The following is an 11,865-nucleotide window of genomic DNA, read 5'->3' on the forward strand; positions in this document are numbered from 1 at the left end:
CGGCATATGGAATCCGGCAACGCCAGCGATTCGATCAAACCAACTGACGCGCGTCCGTTGTTAGTGGCGGCGCGGGTCCCATAGCTGCGTGGACCTCCCGGATCAACGAAACGCGGGAATCACTTCGTTGGCAAAGGTTTCCGCGTACTTCGCGAACTGCTTGGCCGGAATGCCAGGCGGCAACATCATCATGAAATGCTCGACCGGCGCTTTCGCGCGCATCGCGTTGAAGAAGTCGATGGCCACCGCCGGCGTCAGGACCTGCAGTATGCGACTCGCCTTGAATTGTTCGAGCGTCATCGGCTTCAACACCGCGTCGCCGTCGATGCCCGTCGACTTTCTATCCTCGCTCAGCCACTGCCCGTACGAATTGTTGACATGGAGGTAAAACGGAGCAAGTTCCTCTGCCGCTTGCTCTGGATCGTTCGCCACAACCACAAAGAGTCCCTGAATTCGGATGCGGCCCGCTGCAGGATCTTTGCCGTGCGTACGCAGCTTCTCGTTGTACAGCTCAACGAACTCCATGTTGCCGAAGTAGCCGTCGCCGAACTTCGCGGTCCGATCAATCGCTTTTTCGTTGAAACCCCCGAGATAGAGGGGAATTCGACCGTTCGGAGGTACCGGCATGATCTTGGCGTCCCGCAGCTGGAAATGCTTGCCGTTGACCGTGACGGATTCGCCTCGCCAGAGGCGCAGGAGAATCTCGAGGAATTCGTTTGTGCGGCTGCCGCGCGTTGTGAAGTCGATGCCGTAGCCTTCGGCTTCGCGCCGCCGATAGCCGACAGCAACGGACACATCGAGGCGCCCGTTGGACAGGATGTCGAGCACCGCGCACTCTTCGGCAAAGCGCACCGGGTGATAGAGCGGCGCCAGGGCGACCGCGGGACCGATCCGCATTCTCTTGGTACGAGCCGCAAGCGCCGCCAACATGACCATCGGCGAGGGTTGATAACCATCCTCGGCCGCGTGATGTTCAGGCACCCACGCGCCCTCGAAGCCCAGCGTCTCAGTCCATGCGGCGAACTCCAACGTCTCTGCATAGACCTCTGCCCATGGCCGACGCCACTGGGCGGGATTCCGGAAATCGTAGAGGTAGCCGAACGTCAGTTTGCTGTTCATTAGTCGCGTTACTCGGTCCGGATGCCCTTATGTCCCAACGGGAATCGCTGCAGTCGCGGGGTAGCCGATCGGAAGGAGCACGTCGCCGGCCGTGGTGGGGTAGTAGACCTCCCACCGGTAGTAGCCGGTGAATGCCGACGGGTCGGCCGCGAGCACCGCCGCATAGTCATTGACCGCGTGCACGTAGGCATCGGCGTTGTTGTACCGGTAGATCGCATGATCACGGTCCGTCGCAAAGCCGTTGGCAGCCAACATCCGCCCGGCCGCCGTGATGCTGTCGTGCGGCGAGTGGATATCTCCGCCGTCTCCATACGCCGCGAACGTCGACGGCAAGAACTGCATCGGACCTTGCGCGCCCGCGGTGCTCACACCGTTGATCCGTCCGAAGCGTGTCTCGATCAAATTGATCGCCGCCAGGAAGTTCCATCCCACAGCCGAGGCCGACTCTGACTCGCGGTAGTAATTCAGAAGGTCATCAGCCGGAGCAGGTGCTTCGATTCGCCACGCTGGCACCGCATCTGTGGCATGTGCCAACGTGTCGAGCTGGCGCCGCGCATCCACATTGAGGTCATAGACCTCCAGCATCGTCGCCGGGATGCGTCCTCGCGCCACTGCATCCCATTCGGGATGGTGCCCAATGGCGCGAAAAGCCGCCTGCTGTCGGCGCGCCGCCTGCGTCAGCGCCGCCTCCGACGCCGAGGGGTCATGCAGAACCTGCTCGTCGGCGACCAGATCGTCGGCCAGTTGCGCCGGGTCTGCTGCCAGCCGCGGTTGCGCGGCCGCGGGTGCCGTTGTCTCGTCGAGCATGGTCGCGCCGACCGGCGGGCTTTCAGCCGCCGTCGTCGGTGCGGCGACGTCCGGTGTCGACGTCGAACACCCCGCAAGCAATACCGCGGCGAGCAGGAGGGCCGAAAGTGGTTGCAGCACAGTGGATCCTGTCAACTCGACCTGGTGATGCCACGAGCTACGGCGACGCACAGATCAGCGCACACCGCCGCCACCTCGCCGGTGGTCTCCTGCGGATTCTCCAGCCAGGCTCCGATGAGTTGATTGACACCGCCGACCATGAATACGGCACCTCGGCGCAAGTCAGCGGGGTCCTGAGTCTCGCCGGTCAGGACGTCCGGAGCGTGCTGGATCACCAGATCGGTGATCATGTCCAAGATGTGCGTGCGGTGCTGCGCCAAACCCGGAACACTGCTCACGTCCCCGGTGGCGATGCGGTGCACGTGAGGATCGGCGGCAATCATGTCGAGGAACGCCGTCAGCGCCGACCGAAGTTTGTCGCCGAGCGTTCCAGGGGCGCCGATCCCGGCGACAACCAGCGCATCGAGCAGTTGATCGCGGACGTCGTCGGAGATGGCGAACAGCAGCGCCTCCCGGTTCGGGAACTGCTCGTAGAAGTAGCGCGAGGTCAGCCCCGCATCGGTGCAGACGCCGCGGACCGTCACCTCGGTGACTCCGGACTCGCCCCACGTACGCCGCCCTGCTGCCAGCAGCTTTCGACGGCGTTCGGCGCGGCGGTCGGTCGCGCTGATGCCGCCGTATTCGCGCACCACCTCCGCGCGCTTCATTGACAGCACGATACCCGCAACCTAAATTCTGACTACGAGCGTTATCCAATGTGCTCAAAGGAGAGCAGCGATGAACATTCCGGCACGCCACCCCGAGAGGCCGCTCGCCGTTCCTGCCGTGGTTCGGATGTTCGCTCACGTTATGGGCTTGCGCGAGCCGACACCGGAGCAGTGGCGCAGACTCGGCGAGCGGCTGACCGTGGGCGACGAGCCGATGGACAGCCTTGTCGAATGGATGTCGTCTGCAGGCATGCAGCAGATGCGCATCCTGTTCGATCGTGCAGCAGCCGAGGGCATCGACAACGTGTCCGAAGCACCAGAACCGTTGCGCGAGTTCTTCATTGCCGTCGAATCCGCCCCCGATTGGGTTGACTGGGACAAGGTGCGTAAAGGTCAACGCGCGCTGCGCAGAGGTGGCGCAGACGGCATGTACATCGCGCGCGACGTGTCACTGCTCGGCGGGTATCAGTTCTCCGGATTCAACAAGACGCTGCTGCGTACCGGCGCGCTGGAGAAGGGCTCGAACCAGCGCTTCGCTGAGACCATGCAGTGGGCGATGGACGTCATCGCCGACGGCGGTCTGACCCCGTTCGGAATCGGCTACCGATCCACACTGCGCGTGCGCCTGATCCACGCCTTCGTGCGCAGGCATGTGGTCGCGATGCCCGATTGGCGCAGTGATGAGTGGGGTTTGCCGGTCAACCAGACCGACATGGCCGCGACCCTGGTCGGCGCGCTGATCGCCCCACCCGTCGGTGCAATGGGAATGGGAATCCTGCCCGCGCCCGGCGACCTCGACGCCATCGCACACCTGACCCGCTATGTCGGCTGGCTGATCGGCGTGCAGGACGAATGGCTGCCGCACGACTTCCGTGACGGCATCCGCGTGCTCTTTCACACCGCCACCGCGCTGTCGATGCCCGACGACTCGACCCAGCAGCTTTCAGTGCCGATGGCCGAGGATCCGCTGTCGTGGCACTACCGCGGCGCGCGGGGACTGCGCCGCCGCCTGGCATGGGCCCAACACCTGTCGGTGACGAGCGGTTTCCTCGGACCGCGGGCGATGCGCACGCTCGGCCTGACCTACGTGCTGCCGTGGTACCCGCTGTTGCGAATCCCGGTCAACGTAGGCCGCAGTGTCGCGGCAATCGCGCTGCCCGGCGGCAGGGATCGTGCGGCGTCCCGTGGCCGACGCGAACAAGAAGCATTGCTGCGCACCATCATCGGCGACAGCCAGGCGACAATCGGCGACTCTGCTTCACACATGAGCAGCGTCGCGTAGCGCGATTCAAGAACGCATGGAGTCAAGGAAGTAGGCTTCTTTTCCCGTCGGATAGCCGCCGCCGTCGGTTGCGATGTGAACGTGGTCCATGTGGTTGGCGGTTTCATTGCCGTAGTTCGCCGTCCAACTCGGAGCGGCTTGGGCCGGGTAGAAGCCCTGCCGCCAAATGACGTGGATCACGCCCCACGTCTTCGCCATCGCCAGTGCGTAACCCGCGATCTGGTTGCCCAGCGCGATGCCCGCTTCGCTGTGATAGTCCGGGATCATCACGTCGATGGCCAACCCGTTGGGATGCCACGGCAACGGGTCCTGCCGATACCCGCCGATCGTCTTGATCTCCGGGAACATCACATTGATCGCACGCGCCACCCAAATGGTGTGGGTCTGCAAGCCGTTCTCCGGCGCGATGCCGGCAGGCAACGCGAACTGGAAATCCTGGCCGGCCACCGGCGCACTCGCGGCCAACAAGTCCGCGGCCGAGGGAGTAGCAAGCTTCGTCGCGCTCGGCGGAACGGCTTCCTGCGTTGATGGTGGGACTGCCGCGTTCGCAGGGCTGTGCCGAGGCTCTGCGCCCTGCGCATAGAACATGCCGCAGGCAAGAACAACCGACGCGCCGAGCGCCAACCAGCGACCCCGGCCGTCGGCTAACAGGTTCTTGCCCACGGCCAGCACCCTACTGCCGGATCCGAGTCGGAATGGCTACCTTCACCAAAGGTTGAGAGTTACGCAATCATCGGGTCGATCGCCGACCGGGGCACCAGCACCTGCGTCGCCCCTGCCGCCTCCGGCAGCAGTGTCCCCTGGTCGAAGAAGAAAATCACTCCGTCGTTGACGACCGCGAAGTTCTGGTAGTTGTTCGGGTTGTACAACGCCGCAGGAGCAATCGCGACGGGCGGTGGCGCCGCCGCCGGCGGCGTTGTGGGCGCTGGGCTCGTGGTGGGCGTCGTCGCCGAAGGCGGGGTGGCAGGCGCGGCGGGCGGTGGAGGTGCCAGCTGCTTCTGCAGTTCAGCCTGCACGATCGGGCCGACGACCTTCAGCGGATCGTCGACTCGCCACAACGGCGTGTTGTTCTTATCGTCCGGTGCAGCCGTCCAGATGATCGCCTTGCGATAGCTCTGGTCCCAGTTGAACGCCTTGAACATCGTCTGCGGATGCGCGCCGCCGACGTTTTGGTACACCTTGAACACCACAGCTTGCGTCCCGCGCGGCGGCACTGCCGAGTTGTATTCCGTCGGCGTGATGTTCAGCTCGTACGGGGTGTCGCGCGGCGCACCGGATTTGGCCACGTTGAGGAACCCGTCGCGCGTCTGGGCGATGTAGTCGGCCACCGACTTCTGGTCGGGATAGTCCAGCGGGATGCTGATGTTGACGCTGTAGCCGGCGTCGGAGAGCTGGATCTCGCACGTCCGGCCGGTATTGCCGCCCTTGAGATCGGCGCAGTAGTCCTTTGGCGCGGCGGAGGCCACGCCGGAAGAGCCGAAGATGGCGACGGCCGCGACCAGCGCGGCCACATTGAAGATGCGCACCCGTATTCCCTCCTGGCAAACTGCGGCGTACGCCGCGGACGAGAGATTAGCGCGTAGTACTACTCATCCGCTAAATGCCCTGGCCGGGCATGCTTGTGTCATGTCGCTCAGCCAGCCCGCATCCGACAGCGGCACGGACGCCGTCACCACACCGGTCGGCCGCGACCGTGCTGTCGACGTCATCCGCATCGCCGCACTTGTCGTCGTGATGTTCGGCCACTGCGCGCTGCTGCTTGCCACCATCGACTCCGGTGGGCTGCGCATCGGCAACCTGCTCGGTGAGATTCCCGCGCTTGCCCCGATCACCTGGGCCGTTCAGGTGATGCCGCTGTTCTTTCTGGCAGGCGGCGCTGCCGGCGCCTACAGCTGGCGCGCCGGAACCCGCTGGGGGACATGGCTATTCACCAGGGCGCAGCGCCTGTGTCGGCCCGTGTTCTGGTACCTCGCGGCATGGTCGGCCGGTCTCGTGGTGGCGCGCATGACCCTTGGCGCCGCATCCGCAGAGGGGCTGGGGCGCGAGTGCGTCGCGCTGCTGTGGTTCCTCGGGGTTTACCTCGTCGTGCTCGCCTTCGTCCCAGCGCTAACCAGGCTTCAAACCGGCCGTGGCATCGCCGTCGTCGTTGTCGCATTGCTCGCCGCAGCGGCGGCCTTCGATGCGATCAGGATCGCCGTCGGCACACCCATGTCCGCGGCAGCCAACTTCCTGATCGTCTGGCTCATTCCCGTCGCGATCGGGGTCGGATACGCGCGTCGGCTAATCAGCGTCCGCATGGCATGGGCCGTTGCGGTCGCGGCGCTCACCACACAGGTCGTGGTGGCGATCGCGGGGCCCTACGAAGTGTCTCTAGTGGTCACCGGCACCGAGCGGATGTCGAACGTGACGCCGCCGACGTTCCTGCTCGCTCTGCAGTGCACGTGGTTGTCGTTCGCCTTCGTCGCTACCGCGAGCGTGATCCGGACATGGGCGGCCCGGCCGCGGGTTTGGCGGGCGGTTGCCGTCGGCAACGGGGGAGCGATGACCCTCTACCTTTGGCACATCCCGGCCATCGCAGTAGCCACCTTCACGCTGAACGCGTTCGGTCTCGACGCGTATGACGTTCACGCGCAAGGGTTTTGGGCCCGCCTAGCGCTGCGGGCGGTCGTGTTCGCGGCGGTGATGGCCGTGGCTTTCCGACTGCTGTCACCGCTCGAGCATCGCCGGCTGCCGTGGTGGGATACACCGGCCGACGCCGACGGCGTCCGTGCCTACGCCGCCGGAGCGCTGGTTTGCGTCGCAGGCGTTGCGGTCCTGGTACTCGCCAAGAACGGGCTTGCAGACGCCACCGGGTGGACGGCCCTCGGCGGCTTCGTCGCCGCCGCGGCCGCCGCGCGGATAGCCGCTACACCCCGAGCGCGGGTCCGATAGTGGTGTTCCAGGACTCCTGCATCTCCGACTCGAACAGCCCCCAAGTGTGAGAGCCCTCTGGTCGCACCACATAGTTGATCGGCACCCCGGCCGCCGCCGCGGAGTCGGCGAACACCTTCGTGCTGTCGGCGACGATGCGTTCGATCAATCCGCCGGTGAAGTTGGGGCCGAAACCCTCGGGCAGCCGGTCGACGGCACCGACTCCGCCGCTGGCCGATGCGGCGGCATAGACAGCCACTCCCTTGAGCTTGGATACGTTCTTCGACGGGTCGTGGGCCACCCACAGCGGGTCACCGGGCGGGCCCCACATCGCGTCGGCGCTGGCACCGCCACCGGCCAGGGTCAACGACACCTGCTGGGGCTGATCTGAGGGGTTGAGCAGCCCACTGTAGGAGCCGACGGCCCGATACAGGCCAGGCGCCTGCACGGCGTAATCCACGGCGGTGCCACCGGTGCTCGACAACCCGCCCACCGCGTTGCGGCCGTTGGTGTTGTACTGCTTGTTGATCAGCGGCGGCAGTTCTTGCGTCATGTAGGTCTGATACTGCTTGCTTCCGTCAGCGACCCAGTTGGTCCACCAGCTGAAGGCGCCGCCCAGTGGAGAGACCACGTTGACGTTCTTGTTCGCGAAAAACCCCTGAATGTCGGTCATGCCGAACCAGCTCTTGCCGCCGGGCGCGATGCCCCCGCCGGCAATGTCGTCGCCGCCGTCGATGCCGGGCAGCAGATAGAACGTGGGCGCGCCCGACTTGGGGGCCTTGAAGACGTCGTTGACGATGACGGTATTCATCGACGGCGAGTACACCGACACCTTGTCCCACCGGTCGTTGACGTGCTGAATGTCGGTGATGTGTGGACCGCCGCCCGGAGCCCCACCCGGCGGATCTGCCGCCGCGACCGGGACCGATAGGAACGGAATTACCGAGATCAAGACGACGACGAACACACGGATACGACTCTTCAGTTGGGTCACGGGCTGATTATGTAGTTCAGCGAATCGACAGGCAACTCTTTCCGACTTCAAATGTTGCGTGTCGGTCGATCTCGCCGGCCCGCCCTGACCTGCGGTTCGTAAAATGAAAGTGGCTGTCATAAGACGCCAGTTCTGTTGCATCCCAATCGAAGAGAGCGCCGGTCGAGCTAACCGGATTGCCACTGACGGCAATTGTTGGGATCGGTAGCCGCCGAGGCCGTCTGTACTTATCGCGATGACGACGCCAACGAGGCTGCGCACCACGAAAGGACAACCGTAATGAAGCTCGTGCCCACCCAGCTCGAGGAACAGATCAACCGCGTCGACCGCAACACGGCGCTGGGGATCGGGATCGCAACCGGCCTGACCGCACTGTGGTGCGCATACCGGCTGATCTGGCTGATCTACACGGCAGTCACGTTCTCCAGCGTCGGCTGGTCACCGATTGCACTGGTCTTCCCGTTCGTGATCTGGGGCGTGATAGGTGTTGTCGCCGGGATCGCTGCATTCAGCTTCCTGACCCGCTACGCCAAGGGGACCTAACCCCAAACGACAAGGCCTGGCGCTTGTTCGCGACGTGGGCGGGCGCCAGGCCTCGTTGCGTCAGGCGAGGGGTGCAATAGGCGGTGCGGGGGGAGCCGCAGGACCCGGAGGCACCGGAGCGGCCTCCAGATGCGGTGCGGGACCGACAGTTCCCGCGGCGGGTATCGTCGGCGCCGCGGTAACCGCAGGCGCGGACAGCGGCGACGGCCCAGGCGTGGCCTGCGGCCCTGGTGCCGGGCCAGTGCCGGGTGGTTGCGCCAACGCGTCCGCGGCCCAACTCGCCTGCAGCTGATTGGCGACGAAAGTGGCTGCCTGATCGGTCATTCCGGCATCGATGTACGTGTTGTGTGCCGAGAAACTCCTGCCGCTGGTATCGCAGACGAGGTCGTTGTCGACACACAGGTCGATGGTCTTGCCCACGTACTGCGGCCCGATAGTGACGGCCGGGTCATTGATCGCACGCATGAAACGTGTCGACGGCTTGCCGAACAGGGCTACCGCTGCGACGTGGTTTGCCACCTCGGGGGGCATCGGTGCCGGCACCTCCGCCGGCGAAACCCCATCGGGCACAACGCTTGCGGTGACGAAGCCCATGACCGCCGCGCCCTGCGAGAACCCGCCGAGCACCATCTTGGTCTTCGGGCAATTCGCGGCAGTGGCGAGGATGTGTGTGCGCGCATCGTTGATGCCGTCGATGGCGGTGGAGAATTCGATGGTCGCCGGATAGTCGACCGCGTACACGCCAAGCCACTTCGGGGCGACCCGCGCGCGCAGTGCGTCGACGAACGCTTCCCCCGTCGGCCCTAGGCCCGGCGCTTCGGTGGTGCCCCGAGCGAACACGACCTCGGCGTCCGGGCACGGCTCGGCCTGCGCTGTCGGAATCGGTGCACTCTGCAGACCGCAAGTCGCCAGTGCCGCAGCGCCGATCGATACCGCGATGTGACGTGGCCTCACGGACCTATGCTTGCATACCTCGACGGGTGATGCGCGCCGAGCGGAAAGCCCTTCGCGCGCCCCGAGTTTGCCCCATTTTCCCAGCACAGCAGCAGTAGCGATGAACTGCAGCTTCGCCATGACTGACCTCCCGACTCGCAACGATGCCATCTATGTCGTGAGACAGCCGCCGAGTATTACGCGGAACCCAGATGCTGCCAGCCTGGCTGAAGTGGATTGCGGTGAATACTACGTAACTCACCGCCGAATACCTAGTCTCTTACCGCCTCCTTAGAGCTTGCTAATCGCACGCTAGCGAAGCGGGCGCAAGATCCTCTGCACGCGTTGATGTTTCGCCTTCCTAGATCCGATTCGCCGCGAAAGTTGCGGCCTGATCGACCATTCCGGTCTCGATGTATGCCGTGTGGGCACGCATGTCCCCGCCATCGGAACAGATGGGGTCGTTCGGCACACACAGGTCGATCGTTCTGTCTACGTACTGCGGAGCGATCGTTGGCAGTGGGCCGGGGGAGAGCGTGTCCGCGAACGCACTCCGCGGAGCGCCGAAGAGCGCGGCGGCCGCGACGTGATCGACGATCTGGGCAGGCGCGGCCGTGGTCGACAGGTCGATCACCGCTGCGCCTTGGGAATATCCGCCGAGCACCAACCGGGTATTGGGGCAATTCGCGGCCGTCGCTTGAATATGGGCGCTCGCGTCCTGTGCGCCGGCCGGGGTACTGGTTTCGAAGTCGCGGCTGGCGGGATAGTTCACCGCGTACACCCCGACCGTGCGTCCGCCCAGTTGCGACCGAAGTGAGTCGATGAAGGTCTGCCCGATGCCACCCGGACCTGGCGGCTCAGTCGTCCCGCGCGCGAACACGACCTCCACATCAGGGCATGGATCGGCGCCGGCGGCCGGGAGGTTGGCAAGAGGCAGTGCCCAGGCAGTCATCACCACTGCCGCGCCGACGGTGATTCGGTAGAAGCTCGACGTGCCCATGCTGGTATGTCGCCAGACGGCCCGCGGATGTCACATCAACGAACACATCAGCCCGGTCGGGTCGTATTGCCGACGGACCGCACCCAGCCGCTGTAGGTTCGCGCCGAAGTACAGCGACGGACGGGTGTCCGGCTCCGCATAGTTGACATAACGTCCCACCGAATGTGCTTGAACCGAGGTATGCGCACTGGTCAGCCAGCGGTGCGCGGTGTGTCAATTCGGGCAGCCGAGGGTTCGGTGTACCACTGGACGCAGGCGGCCGCACGTCGCCAAGGGAACGCGGCATCACCAGGCCCGCGGTCTTGGACAGCACCGGATAGTGACTCGATCACCGCAGTCGCCGAACCCGCGTCGAGCGGCCATGCAGTCGTCGCAGCGGCGATCGATTCCGCGGCTCCGCGCGTCATCTCCCCGATGATGTCGGATCCTGCGACGAACGCTCGCGGACGAGCCGCCTGACTGCCTCCTTCGAAGTACCGGACGAAGTCCCTGCGCCCCAACGTTCGGGTCGTAGTGCTCGTGGGCTGCACACCAGCGGCGGCACTGAACTGACTGGCTCTGTGCGGCCCGTCGCCTGCCGGCGTCGCCAGCACAACGGTGCAACCCGCCGAGCCGGCTCCCACGGTGATGTTGACCATGCCCCAGATCGCGCGGTCGGCGCTCTGCAACCAGTCGTGCCAACCGAGGATCACGTCCGCGGTCGCATCTTCAGGGAACTCGACGGTGACGACGTCCCTTCCGGCGGTCGGAAAGGTCCGGAATGTCAATGAGGCGACGACGCCGACGGCTCCGCCGCCCCCGCCGCGCAGCGCCCAGAACACGTCGGCATGCTCATCTGCCGACGCGGTGATGACCTCACCACTGGGCAACACGACGACGGCCGATGCCAGGGCGTCGCACGTCAATCCGGCGCGCCGCGCATCCGACCCGAGTCCGCCGCCCAACGTCAACCCGGCGATGCCAACCGTCGGACAGCTACCACTGGGAATCGAAAGTCTCTCCGCGGCCAGGGCAGTCTGCACCGAATCCAGTTGTGCCGCAGCCGGAATCGTCACCAGCTCGCGGTCGTGGGTGGGCTCGCCGGGCAGTCGCCGTAAATCGATGACCATTGCGCCGTCGGCGGCCGAGGCGCCGATGTAGGAGTGTCCGCCGCTGCGGACGGTGACCTTGATGTCTTTTCGCGCGGCGAACTCGAGGGCCTTGCGAATGTCATCGGTCGATTGCGCCGTGACGACGGCGGCCGGTGTCGAGTCGTCGAAGAGCGCGTTGAAAAGACTTTTCGCCGTGGCGTAATCGGGATTGGACGGGAGGAGGACGTGGCCCTCGATGGCGTCGTCGAGCGCCGCCCAGTTCTGCGGGCCGGAAGCCTCAGCCGGGCTCGGTGCGGCCGAATTCGTTGGTTGCACCTGCGGTCCGTGCACGGGTGTCCGGCACGAGGCCAGCGCAGTGGCCGCGGCAGAGCCGAGTGCACCGCGGATGAAGACCTGACGTGAGATCTCCCGCGTCATGG

13 protein-coding genes are annotated in these 11,865 nt (G+C 65.3%); 3 read left to right on the forward strand and 10 right to left on the reverse strand.

The annotated features are described in order from the left end of the window. Positions 1-102: 102 nt before the first annotated feature. From GGC64_RS10810 to GGC64_RS10820, 3 genes are read right to left on the reverse strand one after another with little or no spacing between them, the layout of a single operon-like run. Positions 103-1,119, reverse strand: a complete 1,017-nt coding sequence (locus GGC64_RS10810; RefSeq protein WP_192722525.1) for an LLM class flavin-dependent oxidoreductase — start codon at positions 1,117-1,119, stop codon at positions 103-105. 27 nt (positions 1,120-1,146) lie between these two features. Then, positions 1,147-2,046, reverse strand: coding sequence for a transglycosylase SLT domain-containing protein (locus tag GGC64_RS10815; RefSeq protein ID WP_370582064.1), 900 nt, complete (start codon positions 2,044-2,046; stop codon positions 1,147-1,149). Positions 2,047-2,057: 11 nt separating this feature from the next. Further along, positions 2,058-2,693: a TetR/AcrR family transcriptional regulator gene (locus tag GGC64_RS10820; RefSeq protein WP_192722527.1), complete on the reverse strand. Its 636-nt coding sequence runs from the start codon at positions 2,691-2,693 to the stop codon at positions 2,058-2,060. A gap of 70 nt (positions 2,694-2,763) precedes the next feature. Between GGC64_RS10820 and GGC64_RS10825 the strand changes: the two genes are divergently transcribed. Beyond that, positions 2,764-3,975: an oxygenase MpaB family protein gene (locus GGC64_RS10825; protein ID WP_192722528.1), complete on the forward strand. Its 1,212-nt coding sequence runs from the start codon at positions 2,764-2,766 to the stop codon at positions 3,973-3,975. A gap of 6 nt (positions 3,976-3,981) precedes the next feature. On the opposite strand, the gene GGC64_RS10830 is transcribed toward GGC64_RS10825, so the two are convergent. Together GGC64_RS10830 and GGC64_RS10835 are read right to left on the reverse strand one after the other, a co-directional pair. Beyond that, on the reverse strand, positions 3,982-4,563 hold the full coding sequence (locus tag GGC64_RS10830) for a glycoside hydrolase (protein ID WP_225951778.1): 582 nt from the start codon (positions 4,561-4,563) through the stop codon (positions 3,982-3,984). A gap of 134 nt (positions 4,564-4,697) precedes the next feature. Then, positions 4,698-5,501: an RsiV family protein gene (locus GGC64_RS10835; protein ID WP_370582065.1), complete on the reverse strand. Its 804-nt coding sequence runs from the start codon at positions 5,499-5,501 to the stop codon at positions 4,698-4,700. 100 nt (positions 5,502-5,601) lie between these two features. On the opposite strand from GGC64_RS10835, the gene GGC64_RS10840 reads away from it, so the two are divergent. Next, entirely contained in the window at positions 5,602-6,906 is a 1,305-nt protein-coding gene (locus GGC64_RS10840) for an acyltransferase (RefSeq protein ID WP_192722530.1), read from the forward strand. On the opposite strand, the gene GGC64_RS10845 is transcribed toward GGC64_RS10840, so the two are convergent. Further along, on the reverse strand, positions 6,881-7,879 hold the full coding sequence (locus tag GGC64_RS10845) for an alpha/beta hydrolase family protein (protein ID WP_192722531.1): 999 nt from the start codon (positions 7,877-7,879) through the stop codon (positions 6,881-6,883). The two genes, GGC64_RS10840 and GGC64_RS10845, sit on opposite strands and share 26 nt — an antisense overlap. A gap of 279 nt (positions 7,880-8,158) precedes the next feature. Here GGC64_RS10845 and GGC64_RS10850 point away from each other — a divergent pair, with 279 nt between their 5' ends. Then, positions 8,159-8,422 carry a hypothetical protein gene (locus GGC64_RS10850; protein WP_192722532.1) on the forward strand — a complete coding sequence of 88 codons (264 nt, stop codon included), beginning with the start codon at positions 8,159-8,161 and terminating at the stop codon, positions 8,420-8,422. Between the two features lie 60 nt (positions 8,423-8,482). Here the strand turns inward: GGC64_RS10850 and GGC64_RS10855 are convergent, their stop codons facing one another. The 4 genes from GGC64_RS10855 to GGC64_RS10865 all read right to left on the reverse strand — a co-directional run bounded on the left by GGC64_RS10855 (position 8,483) and on the right by GGC64_RS10865 (position 11,863). Next, positions 8,483-9,376 carry a cutinase family protein gene (locus tag GGC64_RS10855; RefSeq protein WP_370582066.1) on the reverse strand — a complete coding sequence of 298 codons (894 nt, stop codon included), beginning with the start codon at positions 9,374-9,376 and terminating at the stop codon, positions 8,483-8,485. A 340-nt stretch (positions 9,377-9,716) separates the two neighbouring features. Then, positions 9,717-10,355: a cutinase family protein gene (locus GGC64_RS10860; protein WP_192722533.1), complete on the reverse strand. Its 639-nt coding sequence runs from the start codon at positions 10,353-10,355 to the stop codon at positions 9,717-9,719. Positions 10,356-10,385: 30 nt separating this feature from the next. Then, the gene (locus tag GGC64_RS35025; protein ID WP_370582067.1) at positions 10,386-10,514 is read right to left on the reverse strand and encodes a BBE domain-containing protein; all 129 of its coding nucleotides are present in this window, start codon (positions 10,512-10,514) and stop codon (positions 10,386-10,388) included. 32 nt (positions 10,515-10,546) lie between these two features. Next, entirely contained in the window at positions 10,547-11,863 is a 1,317-nt protein-coding gene (locus tag GGC64_RS10865) for an FAD-dependent oxidoreductase (RefSeq protein ID WP_225951696.1), read from the reverse strand. Positions 11,864-11,865 lie beyond the last annotated feature (2 nt).

Source organism: Mycobacterium sp. OAS707 (genome assembly GCF_014873705.1).
GTDB lineage: Bacteria > Actinomycetota > Actinomycetes > Mycobacteriales > Mycobacteriaceae > Mycobacterium.